We start from the raw sequence: 19,193 nt of genomic DNA, 5'->3' as shown, positions 1-19,193 counted from the left end.
GAAGGAGTATCCATGTCAGAAAATCAACAAGCATTGAACCATGTGGTTTCTATGGAAGACCTTACAGTTGATCAAGTGATGAAATTGATCAAACGAGGGATCGAGTTTAAAAACGGAGCCCAACTTCCCTACGAGAACAAACCTATCGTATCGAATCTCTTCTTTGAAGATTCTACACGGACACATAAGTCCTTTGAAGTGGCAGAGATTAAGCTAGGGTTGGAGCGACTGGACTTTGATGTGAAAACTAGTTCGGTCAATAAGGGTGAGACACTGTATGATACCATCTTGACCCTATCTGCTCTAGGAGTAGATGTCTGTGTGATTCGCCACCCAGAGGTTGACTATTACAGAGAGTTGATTGCGAGTCCGTCGATTACAACTTCTATTATCAATGGTGGTGATGGTTCGGGACAACATCCTAGCCAGAGCTTGCTTGATTTGATGACTATTTATGAGGAATTTGGCCACTTTGAGGGTCTCAAGGTTGCTATTGCAGGCGACTTGGACCACTCACGTGTTGCCAAATCCAATATGCAGATTTTGAAACGCTTGGGAGCTGAACTGTTCTTTGCAGGACCTGAGGAATGGAGAAGTCAAGAGTTTGCGGACTATGGACAGTTTGTAACTATTGATGAGATTGTTGATCAGGTGGATGTTTTGATGTTACTCCGCGTTCAACATGAACGCCATGATAGTGGAGCAGTTTTTTCAAAAGAAGACTACCATGCTCAACACGGTTTGAACCAAGAACGCTATAATCGCTTAAAAGAAACAGCAATCATTATGCATCCGGCTCCAGTGAATCGAGATGTGGAAATTGCTGACCACTTGGTTGAAGCACCAAAATCACGCATTGTCCAACAAATGACCAATGGTGTCTTTGTTCGGATGGCAATCTTAGAATCCGTATTGGCGAGTAGAAACGCCAACTAAAACACAAGACGTTAAAAGACGCCAGTGAGCGTCCACGAGAGGTGAAAATATGACAAAAAGACTTCTAGTATTAGAAGATGGCACAGTTTTTGAAGGAAAAGCCTTCGGAGCAGACATTGATGTAACAGGTGAGATCGTCTTTAACACAGGGATGACCGGCTACCAAGAATCCATTACAGACCAGTCTTATAATGGACAAATCTTGACTTTCACTTATCCTTTGGTGGGAAATTATGGAATTAACCGTGATGATTATGAATCCATCATTCCAACTTGTAAGGGAGTTGTCGTTTTCGAAGAGGCGCGTCGAGCTAGCAACTGGCGCAACCAAATGACCTTGGACGAATTCTTGAAAGCCAAGAAAATTCCTGGTATTTCAGGGATTGATACGCGTGCCCTTACTAAGATTATCCGTAAGCATGGTACGATGCGTGCAACCTTGACCCATGTTGGGGACAGTATGGACCATGTGACGGACCAGCTCCAAGCAACAGTCTTGCCGACAGACAATATCAAGCAGGTTTCTACTAAAACTTCCTATCCAGCTCCAGGAGTTGGTTTGAGCGTGGTCTTAGTAGACTTTGGGCTCAAGCACTCAATCCTACGTGAACTTTCTAAGCGTAACTGTAACGTTACGGTTGTTCCGTATTCAACAACGGCAGAAGAAATTCTTCACCTAAATCCTGATGGAGTTATGTTGTCAAATGGTCCAGGTAACCCAGAAGATGTTCCAGAAGCACTGGACATGATTCGTGGTGTGCAAGGGAAAATTCCAATTTTCGGTATTTGTATGGGACACCAACTTTTTGCCATGGCAAACGGGGCTAAGACCTACAAGATGAAATTTGGTCACCGTGGATTTAACCACGCGGTACGTGAGATTGCAACAGGACGTGTAGACTTTACCAGCCAAAACCATGGTTATGCAGTCAGCCGTGAGGACTTGCCAGAGCATTTGATCATCACCCACGAAGAAATCAATGACAAGTCAGTTGAAGGTGTACGTCACAGATACCAACCAGGTTTTTCTGTACAATTCCACCCAGACGCAGCTCCTGGTCCACACGACGCTAGCTACCTATTTGACGAGTTTATTGAGATGATGGAAGTTTTTAAACAAGTAAACTAAGAACGAGCAAAAGCTCGTCGGAGAATTTATGTAACTGAACACGGACGGAAAGCTCGGAATTTAGAGAAACCAACTTGGATTGTCAATCCTTCCTTGGTTTCCTAAAATTCAATCGCTTTCTATTCGTCCTTTGTATCTTATTTAATGTCGCTCTGTGAGGCGACGAATAGAAAGGCAGGTCGTTTTTTAGTCGCTATCAGGCGAACTAAAAACTCCCTGCACTAGATTTTTTATCGAAAAATATCGTTTCTCTAAAAAATCGTCGGAGAATTTATTTAATGTCGCTCTGTGAGGCGACGAATAGAAAGGAGAAGATACATTGTTCGCGGAAGTGAACACGCCCTAAGAACTGTGTGAAAAAGATAAACATAGTCTTGACGCTAAAGGCGTCTGCACCGAGTTTCCTATTTTCACTGTGTTCTTTACGGGCTTTGTATCATAAACTATGCCTAAACGTACTGATATTCAAAAAATTATGGTGATTGGTTCTGGTCCGATTATTATTGGTCAGGCTGCTGAGTTTGACTACGCTGGGACCCAGGCCTGCTTGTCGTTGAAAGAGGAAGGTTATGAAGTTGTCTTGGTGAACTCAAATCCTGCAACCATCATGACGGACAAGGAGATTGCGGACAAGGTCTACATCGAACCGATTACACTTGAGTTTGTGACACGTATTCTCCGTAAGGAACGTCCAGATGCTTTGCTTCCAACTCTTGGAGGTCAGACAGGGCTCAATATGGCCATGGAATTGTCTAAAAATGGTATCCTAGATGAGCTTGGTGTCGAACTTCTAGGTACTAAATTGTCTGCCATCGACCAAGCGGAGGACCGTGACCTCTTTAAACAATTGATGGAAGAGCTTGAGCAGCCAATCCCTGAATCTGAAATTGTCAACACAGTTGAAGAAGCAGTGGCCTTTGCAGCAACAATCGGATACCCAGTCATCGTTCGTCCAGCCTTTACCCTTGGTGGTACTGGTGGTGGTATGTGTGCCAACGAGGAAGAATTGCGCGAAATCGCTGAAAATGGGTTGAAACTGTCACCTGTTACCCAATGTTTGATTGAACGTTCAATCGCAGGTTTCAAGGAAATCGAGTATGAAGTGATGCGCGATTCAGCTGACAATGCCCTCGTTGTTTGTAACATGGAAAACTTTGACCCAGTTGGGATTCATACAGGGGATTCTATTGTATTTGCCCCGGCGCAAACTATGTCAGACTATGAAAACCAAATGCTACGTGACGCGAGCTTGAGCATTATCCGCGCTCTCAAGATTGAAGGTGGGTGTAACGTTCAGCTGGCCCTTGATCCGCATAGCTTCAAGTACTATGTTATCGAAGTAAACCCTCGTGTATCGCGTTCGTCAGCCCTTGCTTCTAAGGCGACGGGTTATCCGATTGCCAAATTGGCTGCCAAGATTGCAGTTGGTTTAACCCTGGATGAGGTCATCAACCCTGTTACAGGTTCAACTTATGCTATGTTTGAGCCAGCCCTTGACTACGTGGTTGCCAAGATTCCACGTTTCCCATTTGACAAGTTTGAAAAAGGGGAGCGTCGTCTTGGAACTCAGATGAAAGCGACTGGGGAAGTCATGGCGATCGGTCGTAACATCGAGGAGTCACTTCTCAAGGCATGTCGTTCACTTGAAATTGGCGTTCACCACAATGAAATGCCTGAACTTGCAACTGTTTCGGATGATGCCTTGATTGAAAAGGTTGTGAAAGCCCAAGATGACCGTCTTTTCTACGTATCAGAGGCTATTCGCCGTGGTTACACACCAGAAGAAATTGCTGAATTGACCAAGATTGATATCTTCTATCTAGATAAACTCTTGCATATCTTTGAAATCGAGCAAGAATTGGGTGCCCATCCACAAGATCTAGAAGTTTTGAAAACAGCTAAACTCAATGGATTTTCAGACCGTAAGATTGCGGAACTCTGGAACACTACAGCTGACCAAGTTCGCCAACTTCGTTTGGAAAACAAGATTGTTCCAGTCTACAAGATGGTCGATACCTGTGCGGCAGAATTCGACTCTGAAACACCATATTTCTATTCAACCTATGGCTGGGAAAATGAGTCTATCAAGTCTGATAAGGAATCTGTACTTGTCTTAGGTTCAGGTCCAATCCGTATCGGTCAAGGGGTTGAGTTTGACTATGCAACTGTTCACTCTGTTAAGGCGATTCAGGCTGCTGGTTATGAAGCCATCATCATGAACTCAAACCCAGAGACCGTTTCAACCGACTTCTCGGTATCAGACAAACTTTACTTTGAGCCATTAACATTCGAAGATGTCATGAATGTTATCGACTTGGAGCAGCCAAAAGGCGTTATCGTGCAGTTCGGTGGTCAAACAGCTATCAACCTTGCCGAGCCATTGGCCAAAGCAGGTGTGACCATTCTTGGTACCCAAGTCGCTGACTTAGACCGTGCCGAAGACCGTGACCTCTTCGAGCAAGCCCTTAAAGATTTGGATATTCCACAGCCACCAGGACAAACAGCAACTAATGAAGAAGAAGCCGTGCTTGCAGCTCGCAAGATTGGTTTCCCAGTCCTTGTTCGCCCATCTTATGTCTTGGGGGGACGTGCCATGGAAATCGTTGAAAACGAAGAAGACCTCCGTTCTTACATGCGTACCGCTGTTAAGGCCAGTCCAGACCACCCAGTCCTTGTTGACTCTTACATCGTTGGGCAAGAGTGCGAAGTCGATGCCATCTCAGACGGAGAAAATGTTCTTATCCCTGGTATCATGGAGCATATCGAACGTGCTGGTGTTCACTCAGGTGACTCAATGGCCGTTTATCCTCCACAAACCTTGTCTCAAAAGGTGCAGGAAACCATCGCAGACTATACCAAACGTCTAGCAATCGGTCTCAACTGTCTTGGGATGATGAACATTCAGTTTGTCATCAAGGATGAGAAAGTCTATGTTATTGAGGTCAATCCACGTGCCAGCCGTACGGTTCCATTCCTTTCTAAGGTAACCAATATCCCTATGGCACAGGTAGCAACTAAGCTCATTCTTGGTCAAAGTCTCGAAGAACTTGGTTACCAGGATGGACTTTACCCAGAAAGCACTCGCGTTCATATCAAGGCTCCAGTCTTCTCCTTTACGAAACTAGCTAAGGTAGACAGCTTGCTCGGTCCTGAAATGAAGTCAACAGGGGAAGTTATGGGTTCTGATACTACTTTGGAAAAAGCTCTCTATAAGGCTTTTGAAGCTTCTTACCTGCACTTGCCAACCTTTGGAAATGTTGTCTTTACTATTGCAGATGATGCCAAAGAAGAAGCTTTGGATTTGGCTCGTCGTTTCCAAAATATCGGCTACGGTATTCTCGCGACAGAAGGGACAGCAGCCTTCTTTGCTAGTCATGGACTTCAAGCACAACCTGTTGGTAAGATTGGTGATGATGAACAGGATATCCCAAGCTTTGTTCGCAAAGGGAAAATCCAAGCGATCATCAATACTGTCGGAACCAAACGAACTGCTGACGAAGATGGTGAGCAAATCCGTCGTTCAGCCATTGAACACGGTGTGCCACTCTTTACAGCCCTAGATACAGCTAATGCCATGCTCAAGGTGTTAGAAAGCCGTAGTTTTGTCACAGAAGCGATCTAGTTGAGAAAGAATTTTTACAGTTTTAAAGCCAGCGTCAGAAAACGCTGGCTTTTGCAATACAGCTATTGTCTATTTCAACCATCATTCTTTCCTTAAGAATCATTCTAAATTGTGATATAATAAGGGAGAATTGGAAATGGAAAACTATTTTCATTATATTTTCAAAAATCCCATTAAGAAAATAGGTAAAGACAGATTAGAAAGTGTAAAATTCCGATGTCTTCTTACAAAAAAGTCTCTCTTTCTGAGATTAACCAATCTATTGAAACTCCGAATAACAATCATTTTTGGCAAAATCTAAAAGCATTTTTAGGACCTGGAGCTCTTGTAGCAGTTGGTTATATGGATCCTGGAAACTGGATTACTAGTGTGGTTGGTGGTGCTTCCTACAAATATAGTCTCTTATTTGTTATTTTGATTTCATCCATTATTGCCATGCAACTACAACAGATGGCTGGAAAGCTCGGTATCGTAACTAAGATGGATCTAGCACAGGCAACTGCACATCATGCTCCCAAATGGCTTCGCTATAGTTTATGGGTGATTTTAGAATTAGCTTTAATGGCGACCGACTTAGCCGAGGTTTTAGGCTCAGCGATTGCCTTAAATCTTTTATTTAAAATACCGATTATGGTCGCTATCCTCTTAACCGTTTTAGATGTATTTCTTTTGTTGTTGTTGATGAAATTTGGCTTCAAAAAAAATTGAAGCCATTGTTACGACCCTTATTTTAACCATACTAGCCATCTTTACCTATCTGGTGGCTTTATCTAATCCGAGTATTCAGGGTATCTTTGGTGGTTATTTACCGACTCCAACATTATTTGAAACACCATTACCAGGTCATGAAAGCCAATTGACCTTGGCTCTAGGAATTGTAGGAGCGACAGTCATGCCCCATAATCTCTATCTCCATTCCTCTCTATCCCAAACAAGGAAAATCAATCACAAAGATAAGAAGGATGTTCGAAAAGCCGTGCGTTTTATGACCTGGGATTCAAATCTTCAGTTGTCCCTAGCCTTTATTGTCAATTCCTTGCTTCTCATTTTAGGGGCATCTCTCTTTTTTGGTCATGCATCTGAAATTTCAGCATTCTCCCAAATGTACAATGCTTTACAGGATTCGACAATAGCAGGAGCGATAGCTAGCTCAACTCTGTCAACTTTATTTGCCCTAGCCCTCTTAGCAAGTGGCCAGAATTCGACCATTACAGGTACCTTAACAGGACAGATTGTCATGGAAGGCTTCTTACATCTGAAATTGCCTCAGTGGATTATCCGTATCGGTACCCGGATTTTTGCCTTGCTTCCTGTGATTATTGTTGCCGTCTTGTTTGGACATCAAGAAAAAACCTTGGATCAGTTATTGGTCTATTCACAAGTTTTTCTGTCAATTGCTCTTCCGTTTTCAATCTTCCCCTTAATCTATCTGACCTCTAAGAAGTCACTGATGGGAGAATTCACCAATGCCAAGTGGAACACCATCCTAGGTTACGCAGTTTCAATCATCTTGACCATTCTCAATATCAAGCTTCTTTTCGATATTTTTTAACCTCGTTTGAAATCAATTATAGTGTCAGCGTGAAGGTTGATAAAGAGAAAGTGGTAGTGGTTGGTTCATAAAAAGAAGTACAAAAAAAGAACAGTGGTAACTGTTCTTTTTTATCATTATTTGAGACCGTATTTTTTGTTGAAACGATCCACGCGTCCATCTGCTTGAGTGAACTTTTGACGTCCAGTGTAGAATGGGTGTGAGTCTGATGAAATTTCCACACGGATCAATGGGTAAGTTTCGCCTTCGAACTCAACAGTTTCGTTAGAGCGTTTTGTTGAACCGCTAAGGAATTTGTAACCAGTAGTTGTGTCCATGAAGACAACTGGGCGATATTCTGGATGGATATCTTTTTTCATTTTGCAATATTTCCTTTCTGCCATGGTCTCTTTGCGAGCCATAGATTGTTACCATACTAGTCTATCAGATTCTGATAAGTTTGGCAAGTCTTTTCCCTGATTTTATTAAAAATCTTGATAAAAAATCACCCCATTGTTTACTGGAGTGAGGGTAGAAGAATGATTAGTTCTCTTGATTTGGAGCTTTTTCTTCTGCTGATTTAGCCTCTTTTTCAGTTTCAGTAGGTTCTGTTTCTGTTGATTCTGTTACAGTTTCAGCTTCAGCCTCTGTTTCTGTTGGTTCGGCTACTGGCTCAGCTTCTGTTTTTGTTTCAGATTCTGTAGTTTCTTCTTTTACTGGTTCTGCGTTTTCTGCTGCTGATTCAGCTTCCACATTAGCTGGTTCCTTAGCTTCTTCTGTTTGCTCGGTTTCCTCTTTAGCTGTCTCTGTTTTTTCAGCATTAGTTTCTTCTTTTTTACGTTCTTGAGATTCTTTTTTGATTTCTTCGACTGCAGTTTTAACAGTAGAGCTTGTTACACGTCCGACAGTTTGAGCAAAATCTTTACCAGACTCAGCTAATTCAGTAAATGACTCTTTTGTAATTTTACCACCTGACATTGCCAAGAGACCAGTTACAACTAGTGCAATGCTAGCAAGAATAGCCAAAATCAAACCAAAGCCGATTGAAATGCCATATCCACCAAAGTTAGACATGTACTTATTTACATTAAAGAGACTATTTAGTGTGACGAGAGTTGCAATTGCACCCGCAACAATGACACCAATTGAGAACCCTTTAGGCATTGCTTTATTCATATTATTCAAGCAAGCAAGAACAATAGACACAATGGCTGCGATAATGACAAACCACCCATCTCCTTGGTAACCATTCACGCTATAGGACCCAAAAGAACCTGCATTTAAACCAGCCCATGGCAAGAGTGAACCAAGAATGGCTACTCCAGCAGAAATGAGAATATACAAACGATTTTTTTCCATTATAAGTCTCCTTTTATTCAGTTTGATTTATTATACCATAAACTGAGGTACAAAGAAACCGTATATTTTAAGAATATAGCATATAAAAGGCCAAGAAAATTCTTTCTTAGCCTTGGTGAATCTGTAGAGCCTCTTTCAGTTCTTTATATATTTGTTCGTTTTCTTCTAGACTATAGGAATTGGCACCACTGGCTAATGGATGCCCTCCTCCATCATGTCGTTTGGCAATTTCATTGATGGGGGTGATTTTGCTGCGCATTCGAACACGGAAGTGACCATCAGCTTGCTCAACAAAGATAGCCCAAGCCTTAACAGTATCAATTCGACCAGGTGCCCCAACAATCGCTGCTGTTTCAGCATCCGTAACCTTATATTTTTCCAAGATGTCTTGAGTAAGCAGAACGCGTGCAGCCCCATTCTCATCAACTTCTAAGTGATCATAAACATACCCTTGCAATTTTGCAATCTTGAAGCTCATGGTATCCATTTGACGAGACAGTCCAGCAAAGTCAAAATCAATTTCTCGGAGCTGGCCAGCTATTCTAAAGGTACGGGCACTGGTTGAAGGGTAGAGAAAACGCCCTGTGTCCCCGACAATTCCTGCATAGAGAAGTCGTGCCGCTTCACTAGACAAAGTTAGCTGATTTTCTTGAGCAAATAATGCAATCATCTCACTGGCGCTGCTTGAACTTGTATCCACCCAAGATAGGTCACCATAGATGTCATCATTTGGATGGTGATCGATTTTGATGGTGAAATCAGCTTGTTCGTAGCGTTTATCATCGATACGAGGACGATTCGCTGTATCACAAATAATAGCAAGAGCTCCTTGGTAGTCACTGTCTTGGACAGTATCCATTTCCGCCATCCAGGTTAGAGTTGGTTCGTTATAACCGACTGCTTTGATGGTCTTTTCTGGAAAATGGTGTGTGAGAAGAGCTTTCAAGCCCACTTGACTCCCTAAGGCATCAGGATCTGGTTTCATATGACGATGAATGATAATGGTATCGTATTCTTTGATTTTCTCTAAAATTTGCTGGTAAATTTCCATAAATAACCTCAATTCTTTCTCATTTCATTGTAGCACAAGAATTTTTATTTTTAAAATGAAAAAGATATGATATAATGGAGAAAGATAAATTGAGGAGGGCGATATGGCATTAGCAAAAATTGTATTTGCCAGTATGACCGGTAATACCGAAGAAATTGCAGATATTGTAGCAGATAAATTGCGTGACTTGGGCTTGGATGTCGATGTGGATGAATGTACGACTGTTGACGCTTCAGACTTCTTGGAAGCGGATATCGCAATCGTTGCGACTTACACTTACGGAGATGGAGAATTGCCAGATGAGATGATGGACTTCTACGAAGACCTAGCTGATCTCAACTTGAATGGTAAAATCTACGGAGTTGTTGGTTCAGGTGACACCTTCTACGACGAATTCTGTAAGGCTGTCGATGACTTTGATCGTGTTTTTGTAGCGACAGGAGCTGAAAAAGGTTCAGAGTGCGTTAAAGTAGACCTTTCTGCCGAAGAAGAAGATATTGAACGCTTGGAACAATTCGCAGAAGAATTGGCTGCAAAAGTAGGATAAGAAACAAGCTGCGCTGACTGGAAGGAGTCGGTGCAGTTTTTAGTAGTTAAACTAGATTTTACTAGCCTATTTGGTGGCTTTTTGATACAATAATTCAAATAAAGGAGGAGACACTATGGATTTAGCTAGTATTCGTCAAGAAATTGATCAAATCGACGACCAAATTGTTAAGCTCTTGGAAGAACGAATGCACTTGGTTGAGGGTGTTGTTGCCTATAAGAAGGCCTCAGGAAAACCTATTTTAGATAGTAAGCGAGAAGCAGTCATTTTTGAAAAGGTAAGGAGTCGTGTAATCAATAAGAGTTACCAAGAAACCATTGTTGCGACTTTTTCAGATATTCTCAAACGTTCGCGTGATTATCAGGATCAAAACATCAAATGAAAAAAGAACAATTCTATCCGCTAGGGATTTTTTTAGCTGCTATGTCAGGTGGCCTTGTCCGCTATTTTGTATCTAGTCAGTTGCCAGCAAGTCCTGAATTTCCTTGGGGCACCCTCCTTGTCAACTATCTGGGCATTATCTTCCTGATCTATCTGGTGAAAGGCTATCTGGTCTATAAGGGAACTAGTAAAGGCTTGGTTTTGGCACTGGGTACAGGATTTTGTGGTGGGCTAACAACCTTTTCTAGTCTAATACTTGATGCCGTGAAATTGCTCGATACCGGGCGTTATCTTAGTTTAGGCATCTACTTATTTTTGAGCATTGGTGGAGGTCTACTCTTGGCTTATGTTCTAGGGAGGAAGAAATGGTAATCGTTTATCTTGCAATCGCCTGTGGCTTCGGAGCCCTAGTGCGGTATTTCTTTTCCCGATATAATCAATCCTCGAAATTGCCCCTAGGAACTCTCATAGCCAATCTTCTCGGTTGTTTTTTGATTGGCTTGCTCTACAATCATGTGGATTCCAAGGAAGTCTATGCTATCCTCGCGACAGGTTTCTGTGGTGGGTTGACGACCTTTTCAACTCTGAATGACGAGCTGCAAAAACTGTTAAGTGACAAGAAGGTATTTTATAGCTATTTTCTCATAACTTACCTAGGCGGTTTTCTAGCGATTTTTTTAGGAATTCTGCTATAAATTTCTTTACTTTTAGGTGGAAATTTGGTAAACTGTATCTTGTGTGTAATGGACGCACAAAAATACAGTTTATCCGCTGAGGAAGGTTCCTTAAGATTGACAAAGATAGGAGAATAAAATGAATCCATTAATCCAAAGCTTGACTGAAGGTCAACTTCGTACAGATATCCCATCATTCCGTCCTGGTGACACTGTTCGTGTACACGCGAAAGTTGTCGAAGGTAACCGTGAACGTATCCAGATCTTTGAAGGTGTTGTTATCGCACGTAAAGGTGCTGGCATCTCAGAAAACTACACAGTTCGTAAAATCTCTAACGGTGTAGGTGTTGAGCGTATCTTCCCAATCCACACTCCACGTGTTGAAAAGATCGAAGTTGTTCGTTACGGTAAAGTACGTCGTGCGAAATTGTACTACTTGCGTGCACTTCAAGGTAAGGCAGCTCGTATCAAAGAAATCCGTCGTTAATTCGACTAAAAAACTCTGCTCACCCAGCAGGGTTTTTCTCTAGCTCCCTTAGTTCAATGGATATAACAACTCCCTCCTAAGGAGTAGTTGCAGGTTCGATTCCTGCAGGGGGCATTCTTAGTAAAACAAAGAAAAATAAAGAATATTCAAAGTGTTTATTTAACAGCAATCATCACAATTTATTTTTTAAGAATAATTTAGTAATTTTTATTTTTTGACCAAACGATGACCAAAATTTGACCAAAAATAAGTTTTTAATAATGAATATAGAATAAAGTGGATCATGAAGCTGGTCTATTTTGTTTTGTATTTAATTATTGGATAGTTGTATTTTAGGTCTGAAAGTGGTACAATATAAAATGAAAAAATATTATGTCAACGATAGCTGTAAGGGTCGATGATGAAACTGTGAAATTTTAAAAAAAGGAGAATATTTAAGATGGGGAATAAACTTTCTGTTGGTGAAGAGCGAGAAAGCATGAGTGCTGTTTTGGATTATCTAAAAGATAATGGAATTTTAACTTTACCAAAAAATGTTTCGGTTATAAAAAATGGGAAATTGATAGTTAACGACAGAATTGATGTGGCAGTTTTTGACTGTAATATTTACATGCGAGTGGATATTCTCTGGGAAGAGGCAGGGTACACAAGATATAGTGATTTAGGTCTATATGGTTCGTATGGTTCGTCTTATTATCGAATGACGTATGTTGATAGAATTTTAAAAATTAACTCAGATGATAATATTGAAATAGTTATTAAATAAATTAAATGTGATATCTTACCAGTTGAAGAGATAAGATTTTTTGAAATTATTGCTAATTCTAAGATGAAATAGACTAAAAACCGCTCTGCTGAGCGGTTTTCGTCTATTCTTTCCTTTTACAATGCCCATGTACGGATAGCATGGGCAACGCCGGATTCGTCGTTTGTTTTGGTGATGTATTTGGCGATTTTTTTGAGTTCTGGATTTCCATTTTCCATAACAACGGGGTTACCCACGACTTCCAGCATGGCGCGGTCATTTTCTTCGTCACCGATCGCCATGGTTTCATCTTTGGTCAATCCGAGTTTTTCAGCTAGGTGAGTGATGGCTGAACCCTTGTCTACATTCTTTTTAAGGAGTTCAAGGTAGAAAGGAGCTGATTTGTTAATAGAGTAGCGTTCGTAAAATTCTGCTGGTATCTTTTCAATCGCAGCATCGAGAATTTCTGGTTCATCGATAAACATACACTTGACGATTTCCTTGTCAGCCATTTCTTCAGGAGTACGGTAGAAAATAGGCATGCTGACGAGGGTTGATTCGTGCACTGTGTATTTTCCGATATTGCGATTGGCAGTATAGATACCGTCCTTGGTAATAGCGTGCATATGGACACCGAGTTTGCGACTGAGAAATTCCATATCGAGATAGTCCTCATAGGCTAAAGATTCGCTGATAATCTCATGGCCAGTAGCAGTCTCTTGGACAAGGGCACCATTGAAGGTTACGACATAGTCACCCTCGTCTCTCAATTGCAAGTCGTCCAGAAGTTTGGCAACGCCTGCGATAGGACGACCCGTTGCAATCACGACTTTGACGCCAGCTTCTTTGGCATCTTGGATGGCAGAAAAGACTTGAGGAGTGATTTCCTTTTTACTGTTAACCAGGGTACCATCGATATCGACGGCGATTAGTTTAATACTCATAAATTTCCTCTATTCGTTTTTATTTGGGGTAAAATGATCGTTCTCAATCAAGTGTAAAAATTGCTGGGTAATGCTTGCGAAGATGCTGTTTTGATCTAACATTTCTTTTGGAAAATAGAAACGATTGTCTCCGTGACGGCTGCCAGCAAGGGATTGGACGATAGGAGACAGGCTAGAGAGTTCTGCTAGATCTCCATTTTTCTGTAGAATCTCAATCTGTGTCCGTGGATTTTCAGATTCGGGACGATAGATATCATAAGGGAGGTCAAAGTTCTTATGAATGGCAGTATAGTAGTCTGGATCAAAACCGATTTCTTCAACCAGTTGTCTCATGCTTGCGAGTTGGTCTTGGTCTTTTTCTGAAAAAGTAATGGATTTAAAGACCTTGCGGTTGACAAAACGTTGCGATAAGTCGGCTAATATCTTGTCAGGACTGGTCATCCAGAGTTGGAAGTAGGTATTCATCACGCCGTCATCAAGTGCCAGATAGTCAGATAGAGTAACTTTCTTTTCAAAAAAAGGTAGCAAATGAGGAGAAGTGCGTGCAAAGAAATCTTTGTCTTCAGGATAGAGTTCCTTAGCGCGTTTGAGGAGATTTTGTAGGAGAACTTCCATGGCTCGTGTTGCTGGGTGGAAATAAACCTGCATATACATCTGGTAGCGACTGAGAACATAGTCTTCGATGGCGTGCATACCGTTGCGCTGAAAGGCGATGCCATTTTCGATAGGTCGAATGACCCGGAGAATTCGAGTCAGGTCAAATTCCCCATAAGATGCTCCTGTAAAATAGGAGTCGCGCAAGAGATAGTCCATGCGGTCTGCATCAATCTGACTGGAAATGAGCTGTACGACCTGCTTGTTAGGATAGGTATGGTCAATGACACTGGCAACTTTTTTTGGAAAGTCAGGCGCTACTTGTAACAAGACTTGGTGAATCTCTGTCTCAGGACTTTGGATAATTTCCTGAGTGATGGCTTCGTGGTCTGTATCAAAGAGATGTTCAAAAGTATGCGAGTAAGCACCATGCCCAAGGTCATGAAGGAGTGCAGCGGTCATAGTCAAGAGAGACTCAGCAGGATCCCATTCTTTAGGATATTTTTCTTCAAAAATCTCTGTGATGCGTCGTGCAATCTCATAGACCCCCAAACAGTGGGAAAAGCGACTGTGCTCCCCACCATGGAAGGTATAACTGGAAGTCCCTAGCTGTTTGATACGGCGAAGACGTTGAAATTCTTTTGTATTGATCAAGTCGTATATGACCTGATTATTGACGTGGATGTAGTTGTGAACTGGGTCACGGAATACTTTTTCATTCATATGACCATTATAGCAAAATCCTGCTCTTTTTGGTAAAATAGTAGGACAAGAGACATGAAAGAGGATTTGATGTGAAGATTCGGATGCGAAATAGGATTCAGTTTGATGAGCAGTTGGAAGTGATTGACCAGCTTTATGACGTTGAAGTGCGTGAAAAAGGGGATTATAGCTATCTGCTTTTTTATAATGAGGAAAAAGAAAAAGTGGTTCTCAAGTTTCATGGTCAAGAACTGGTGATGACCCGTTTTTCCAATCCGAAGACTATTATGAGATTTCTAAAGGATAGTGATAGTTTAGCCTATATTCCGACTCCAATGGGGATGCAGGAATTTATCATTCAAACGAATCGTTATCAACTGGATGGGCAAAAGATTGAACTCGCCTATCAACTGCAAAATCAAGATGGACAACTTTTTGCCAGCTATCAATTGGAAATTACTTGGGGATAAGAAAAAGGTTGCCGAATGCCAACCTTATTTGATATAGAGTTCTTGATTTTTTAGAACAATTTCACGCACACTTGCGAATTTCTTGAGTTTTTTAAGTTCTTCAGGATGGGTTACCAGAGTGATAACATAGCCTTCTTTACCCATGCGACCTGTACGACCAGCACGGTGGGTATAGGTTTCCATATCTCTAGGGACGTCGAAGTTGACAACACATTCCAAGCTATCAATGTCGATACCACGAGCCAGAAGGTCAGTTGCAAGGAGCAGGGTTAGTTGCTTATCTTTAAACTTTTCTAATATGACTTTTCGGAATTTAACATTGACATCGCTAGCGAGGGAGACAGCCAAGACATCCCGATACTGTAGTTTTTCCTCTGCACTTCCAAGGTCTGACAAGCTGTTAAAGAAGACCAGACCACGGAAATCCTCAACATGAGCTAGCTTTCGTAGCATGTCTACTCGATGACGTTGGTCTACCTGCATGTAGAAATGTTGGATGTTGTCCAGTTTTTGATCAGAGAGATCAATAGTGCGCGTGTTTGGTGCAATCTTTTCTTGGTCAAACTTGGTCGTCGCACTCATGTAGATGAGTTGGTGGTCACGAGGTGCGTAGTGGGTGATTTTTTCGACAAAGTGAATCTGAGAATCATCGAGCAATTGGTCAAATTCATCCAGAATGATGGTTTCTACATTCATCATCTTGATCTTTTTCAATTTAATCAACTCAAAGATACGGCCAGGTGTTCCAATCAGAATTTCTGGTCCTTTTTTGAGGCGTTCAATCTGGCGTTTCTGACTCGAACCTGATAAGAAGAGCTGAGCAGTTAAGCCGATAGCCTCTGCCCACGTTTTACACACGTCAAAAATCTGTCCAGCAAGTTCCGTATTTGGTGCTAGGATCAAGAGTTGCTGGGCTTTTTTCTTTTGTAGTCTGAGAAGACTTGGCAGGAGGTAAGCTAGGGTCTTACCAGTTCCTGTTGGGCTCACTCCTAGGAGGTTTTCTCCAGCAAGTATAGGCTCAAATAGTTGAGTTTGAATGGGGGTAAATTCTTGGAAACCGAGTTGGTCACTCAATTTCTGCCATTCAGTCGGTAGTTTGGTTTTCATTTTTCTGCCTCAAATCTAATGCCAGCAGTCTGGCGCATGGTATAGAGTAAATCATGAACAGAGCCTGCATCATCCAGCCAGTTCTGGTAAAGTGTCTGGTCTGGTTGCTGGATCATCTGAGCAAACGCAGCAACTTCCTCAGTCATCGTATGAGGAGCCTGTTGGATAGGGAGTTGAACTTGATTTCCTTGGTGGTCGCTAAAAATAGCTGAGCGGACATGTTCAATCGTGTTAAGGGTCAAGGTTCCATCTGCTGTGTAAATCTCACAAGGAAGATTGGAAGTGATGTTTTTCCCAGCCTTGATATGAACTTGAAAGTTAGGGTAGAAGAGGATACCATCTCCATTTAGGTCAATGCTATTGTCAAGCTGTTGAGCTTGGTAGGTCGCGTCCTGAGCCTTTCCAAAAAGGCGAACGGCAGCGTAGAGAGGATAAATCCCCAAGTCCATAAGAGCTCCACCAGCAAAACGGTCTGAAAAGACATTTGGCGTCTGTCCAGCCAATAAGTCAGGCATCTTGGAAGAATACTTGACATAGTTGAAATCTGCTCCCCAAATTTGCTTGTCTGCCAAAAAATTCTTGATAGTGGTAAAGGCTTCCTCGTGGTAATTACGAGCTGCCTCAAAGATAAAACAGTGATTTTTCTCAGCTGTCTGTCTCAAATTCAGCCATTCTTGTGGCTGAGTGACAGCTGGTTTTTCAAGAATGACGTGCTTACCAGCAGATAAGGCAGCCTTGGCTTGAACAAAATGCAAGGAGTTTGGACTGGCGATATAGACCACATCAAAGGAAGACTTAAAGAAGTCTTCTAATTGATCAAAGAGTTGGATATCTTGATAACAAGAAGCAAAGGTTGCGGCAGTTTCTCGTTTTCTAGAATAGACTGCGACCAGCTGGTATTCTCCGCTAGCATGAGCAGCTTCTACAAAATGATGACTGATAGCGCTTGTTCCGATGACACCTAATTTAAGCATAAATACTCCTTTTCCGACTTCAGATCCTTCCTTCATTATAACATAGAAAAGAAGGACTATCCAACAGATGGTAAAAATTTTCAAATGGACTACGCATTTCTTGGAGAAAGTGGTACAATATTTAGATAGGTAGATGAAATGAGAAGGGAGAGAAAATGAGATTATTACCAATAAGAAAAATATCACGTCAGTCTAAGAGACTAGCGCTTTTTTTGACTTTTTGTGCAGGATATGTCGATGCCTATACCTTTATCGTGCGAGGAAACACCCTTGTGGCTGGACAAACTGGGAATGTGGTTTTTCTTTCTGTAGGACTCATTCAGCAGAATGTCTCGGACGCCAGTGCTAAAGTAATGACCTTGTTGTCCTTTATGATGGGTGTCTTTTTTCTGACATTGTATAAGGAAAAACTTCGAATTGTTAAAAAGCCGATTTTGTCCTTGATACCACTCGCGGTCTTATCCATAATCATTGGTTTTGTTCCCTTGTCAGTAGACAATATCTACCTAGTTCCACCCTTAGCCTTTTGTATGGGACTGGTGACAACAGCCTTTGGAGAAGTTTCGGGTATCGCCTATAATAATGCTTTTATGACAGGGAATATCAAACGTACCATGTTGGCCTTTGGAGATTATTTCCGGACCAAGCATACGCCTTTTCTACGAGAGGGCTTGATTTTTGTTAGCTTGCTTAGCAGTTTTGTCTTCGGAGTTGTTTTTTCAGCTTATTTGACGATTTACTATCAGGAGAAGACAATTCTAGGTGTTCCTCTTATGATGAGTATCTTTTACTTCAGTATGCTTTTTGCTTCTTGGAGAAAAAAAGGGAAAGAAAAAGCTTAAATTTGATTGATTTCGCTTGTAAGAAAAAAGAAGATATGCTATACTTGAAGAGTTGACTATGCACAATCCTGTGCAACCGCACGAACATCGTTGCTCACATAGTGAGTATAAAGTGGTTCGTCCCACGATGCTAGGCGAGTCTTCACAAAAATACGGGGAAACCCTAAAAATCATAGGAGGTGCATAATGAGCACATACGCAATTATCAAAACTGGCGGAAAACAAGTTAAAGTTGAAGTTGGTCAAGCAGTTTACGTTGAAAAATTGAACGTTGAAGCTGGTCAAGAAGTTACTTTTAACGAAGTTGTTCTTGTTGGTGGTGAAAACACTGTTGTCGGAACTCCACTTGTTGCTGGAGCTACTGTAGTTGGAACTGTTGAAAAACAAGGAAAACAAAAGAAAGTTGTTACTTATAAGTACAAACCTAAAAAAGGTAGCCACCGTAAACAAGGTCACCGTCAACCATATACAAAAGTTGTCATCAACGCGATCAACGCTTAATTTTAAGGAGAACACATGATACAAGCAGTCTTTGAGAGAGCCGAAGATGGCGAGCTGAGGAGTGCGGAAATTACTGGACACGCCGAAAGTGGCGAATACGGCTTAGATGTCGTGTGTGCATCGGTTTCTACGCTTGCCATTAACTTTGTCAATTCCATTGAGAAATTTGCAGGCTATGAACCAATCTTAGAATTAAACGAAGATGAAGGTGGCTATCTAAAGGTTGATATACCAGCGGATCTTCCTTCACACCAGAGAGAAATGACCCAGTTATTCTTCGAATCATTTTTCTTAGGTATGGCAAACTTATCGGAGAACTCTTCTGAGTTCGTCCAAACCAGAGTTATCACAGAAAACTAACACGGAGGAAAACATTATGTTAAAAATGACTCTTAACAACTTGCAACTTTTCGCCCACAAAAAAGGTGGAGGTTCTACATCAAACGGACGTGATTCACAAGCGAAACGTCTTGGAGCTAAAGCAGCCGACGGACAAACTGTAACAGGTGGATCAATCCTTTACCGTCAACGTGGTACACATATCTATCCAGGTGTAAACGTTGGACGTGGTGGGGACGATACTTTGTTCGCTAAAGT

At 41.6% G+C, this 19,193-nt stretch carries 21 protein-coding genes, 1 tRNA gene, 1 pseudogene and 1 other annotated feature; of the genes and pseudogenes, 16 read left to right on the top strand and 7 right to left on the bottom strand.

Translation table 11 applies throughout. The features are described 5' to 3' along the window. Window positions 1-12 precede the first annotated feature (12 nt). From HMPREF0849_RS01325 to HMPREF0849_RS01310, 4 genes and pseudogenes are all read left to right on the top strand, one after another. Entirely contained in the window at window positions 13-936 is a 924-nt protein-coding gene (locus HMPREF0849_RS01325) for an aspartate carbamoyltransferase catalytic subunit (RefSeq protein WP_001293853.1), read from the top strand. A 49-nt stretch (window positions 937-985) separates the two neighbouring features. Further along, the gene (locus tag HMPREF0849_RS01320) at window positions 986-2,065 is read left to right on the top strand and encodes a carbamoyl phosphate synthase small subunit (protein ID WP_000166851.1); all 1,080 of its coding nucleotides are present in this window, start codon (window positions 986-988) and stop codon (window positions 2,063-2,065) included. Window positions 2,066-2,510: 445 nt separating this feature from the next. Then, window positions 2,511-5,687: a carbamoyl-phosphate synthase large subunit gene (gene carB, locus HMPREF0849_RS01315; protein WP_009013494.1), complete on the top strand. Its 3,177-nt coding sequence runs from the start codon at window positions 2,511-2,513 to the stop codon at window positions 5,685-5,687. Between the two features lie 216 nt (window positions 5,688-5,903). After that, window positions 5,904-7,239 (top strand): annotated as a pseudogene (locus HMPREF0849_RS01310) (Nramp family divalent metal transporter). Window positions 7,240-7,355: 116 nt separating this feature from the next. Here the strand turns inward: HMPREF0849_RS01310 and HMPREF0849_RS01305 are convergent. The 3 genes from HMPREF0849_RS01305 to HMPREF0849_RS01295 all read right to left on the bottom strand — a co-directional run bounded on the left by HMPREF0849_RS01305 (window position 7,356) and on the right by HMPREF0849_RS01295 (window position 9,628). Continuing rightward, complete coding sequence (locus HMPREF0849_RS01305) at window positions 7,356-7,598, bottom strand: type B 50S ribosomal protein L31 (RefSeq protein WP_000710762.1); 243 nt, start codon at window positions 7,596-7,598, stop codon at window positions 7,356-7,358. Window positions 7,599-7,761: 163 nt separating this feature from the next. Next, the gene (locus HMPREF0849_RS01300; protein WP_000414496.1) at window positions 7,762-8,577 is read right to left on the bottom strand and encodes a DUF5336 domain-containing protein; all 816 of its coding nucleotides are present in this window, start codon (window positions 8,575-8,577) and stop codon (window positions 7,762-7,764) included. A 106-nt stretch (window positions 8,578-8,683) separates the two neighbouring features. After that, a complete protein-coding gene (locus HMPREF0849_RS01295) occupies window positions 8,684-9,628 on the bottom strand; it encodes a DHH family phosphoesterase (RefSeq protein ID WP_000409318.1) in 945 nt (314 codons plus the stop codon). A gap of 103 nt (window positions 9,629-9,731) precedes the next feature. Between HMPREF0849_RS01295 and HMPREF0849_RS01290 the strand changes: the two genes are divergently transcribed. From HMPREF0849_RS01290 to HMPREF0849_RS01260, 7 genes are all read left to right on the top strand, one after another. Further along, complete coding sequence (locus tag HMPREF0849_RS01290; RefSeq protein ID WP_001162125.1) at window positions 9,732-10,175, top strand: flavodoxin; 444 nt, start codon at window positions 9,732-9,734, stop codon at window positions 10,173-10,175. Window positions 10,176-10,290: 115 nt separating this feature from the next. Then, window positions 10,291-10,557, top strand: a complete 267-nt coding sequence (locus HMPREF0849_RS01285; RefSeq protein ID WP_000362349.1) for a chorismate mutase — start codon at window positions 10,291-10,293, stop codon at window positions 10,555-10,557. Beyond that, on the top strand, window positions 10,554-10,928 hold the full coding sequence (crcB, locus tag HMPREF0849_RS01280) for a fluoride efflux transporter CrcB (protein WP_000712105.1): 375 nt from the start codon (window positions 10,554-10,556) through the stop codon (window positions 10,926-10,928). Before HMPREF0849_RS01285 ends, crcB (HMPREF0849_RS01280) begins: the two co-directional genes overlap by 4 nt. Further along, window positions 10,922-11,251, top strand: coding sequence for a fluoride efflux transporter CrcB (gene crcB, locus HMPREF0849_RS01275; RefSeq protein WP_000237402.1), 330 nt, complete (start codon window positions 10,922-10,924; stop codon window positions 11,249-11,251). Before crcB (HMPREF0849_RS01280) ends, crcB (HMPREF0849_RS01275) begins: the two co-directional genes overlap by 7 nt. Before the next feature lie 118 nt (window positions 11,252-11,369). Further along, complete coding sequence (gene rplS / locus HMPREF0849_RS01270) at window positions 11,370-11,717, top strand: 50S ribosomal protein L19 (protein ID WP_001068669.1); 348 nt, start codon at window positions 11,370-11,372, stop codon at window positions 11,715-11,717. A gap of 42 nt (window positions 11,718-11,759) precedes the next feature. Beyond that, window positions 11,760-11,831 (top strand) — tRNA-Arg (locus tag HMPREF0849_RS01265). 325 nt (window positions 11,832-12,156) lie between these two features. Then, the gene (locus HMPREF0849_RS01260) at window positions 12,157-12,483 is read left to right on the top strand and encodes a hypothetical protein (RefSeq protein WP_000527095.1); all 327 of its coding nucleotides are present in this window, start codon (window positions 12,157-12,159) and stop codon (window positions 12,481-12,483) included. Window positions 12,484-12,599: 116 nt separating this feature from the next. Here the strand turns inward: HMPREF0849_RS01260 and yidA are convergent, their stop codons facing one another. Together yidA and HMPREF0849_RS01250 are read right to left on the bottom strand one after the other, a co-directional pair. Next, on the bottom strand, window positions 12,600-13,406 hold the full coding sequence (yidA, locus tag HMPREF0849_RS01255) for a sugar-phosphatase (protein WP_000023495.1): 807 nt from the start codon (window positions 13,404-13,406) through the stop codon (window positions 12,600-12,602). A gap of 9 nt (window positions 13,407-13,415) precedes the next feature. Then, window positions 13,416-14,723, bottom strand: a complete 1,308-nt coding sequence (locus HMPREF0849_RS01250; protein ID WP_001003533.1) for an HD domain-containing protein — start codon at window positions 14,721-14,723, stop codon at window positions 13,416-13,418. Window positions 14,724-14,794: 71 nt separating this feature from the next. Between HMPREF0849_RS01250 and HMPREF0849_RS01245 the strand changes: the two genes are divergently transcribed. Next, on the top strand, window positions 14,795-15,172 hold the full coding sequence (locus HMPREF0849_RS01245) for a DUF1934 domain-containing protein (RefSeq protein WP_083800483.1): 378 nt from the start codon (window positions 14,795-14,797) through the stop codon (window positions 15,170-15,172). Between the two features lie 24 nt (window positions 15,173-15,196). Here HMPREF0849_RS01245 and HMPREF0849_RS01240 read toward each other — a convergent pair whose 3' ends face one another. Beyond that, a complete protein-coding gene (locus HMPREF0849_RS01240) occupies window positions 15,197-16,279 on the bottom strand; it encodes a DEAD/DEAH box helicase (protein ID WP_000850598.1) in 1,083 nt (360 codons plus the stop codon). Next, on the bottom strand, window positions 16,276-17,253 hold the full coding sequence (locus HMPREF0849_RS01235; RefSeq protein WP_000915918.1) for a Gfo/Idh/MocA family protein: 978 nt from the start codon (window positions 17,251-17,253) through the stop codon (window positions 16,276-16,278). Before HMPREF0849_RS01235 ends, HMPREF0849_RS01240 begins: the two co-directional genes overlap by 4 nt. 155 nt (window positions 17,254-17,408) lie before the next feature. Between HMPREF0849_RS01235 and HMPREF0849_RS01230 the strand changes: the two genes are divergently transcribed. From HMPREF0849_RS01230 to rpmA, 4 genes are all read left to right on the top strand, one after another. After that, window positions 17,409-18,095, top strand: a complete 687-nt coding sequence (locus HMPREF0849_RS01230; protein ID WP_009013492.1) for a YoaK family protein — start codon at window positions 17,409-17,411, stop codon at window positions 18,093-18,095. A gap of 64 nt (window positions 18,096-18,159) precedes the next feature. Continuing rightward, window positions 18,160-18,247 (top strand) — a sequence feature (ribosomal protein L21 leader region). Between the two features lie 34 nt (window positions 18,248-18,281). Next, entirely contained in the window at window positions 18,282-18,596 is a 315-nt protein-coding gene (gene rplU / locus HMPREF0849_RS01225) for a 50S ribosomal protein L21 (protein ID WP_000109141.1), read from the top strand. Between the two features lie 15 nt (window positions 18,597-18,611). Continuing rightward, a complete protein-coding gene (locus tag HMPREF0849_RS01220) occupies window positions 18,612-18,956 on the top strand; it encodes a ribosomal-processing cysteine protease Prp (protein WP_000613704.1) in 345 nt (114 codons plus the stop codon). Window positions 18,957-18,972: 16 nt separating this feature from the next. Continuing rightward, on the top strand, window positions 18,973-19,193 hold a 221-nt coding region (gene rpmA / locus HMPREF0849_RS01215; RefSeq protein WP_033605339.1), incomplete at its 3' end, for a 50S ribosomal protein L27.

The sequence above is a fragment of the Streptococcus sp. C300 genome (assembly GCF_000187645.1).
GTDB lineage: Bacteria > Bacillota > Bacilli > Lactobacillales > Streptococcaceae > Streptococcus > Streptococcus oralis_CQ.
Note: the sequence above shows the minus strand (reverse complement) of the source record. Positions and strands in the feature narration are given on the sequence as shown.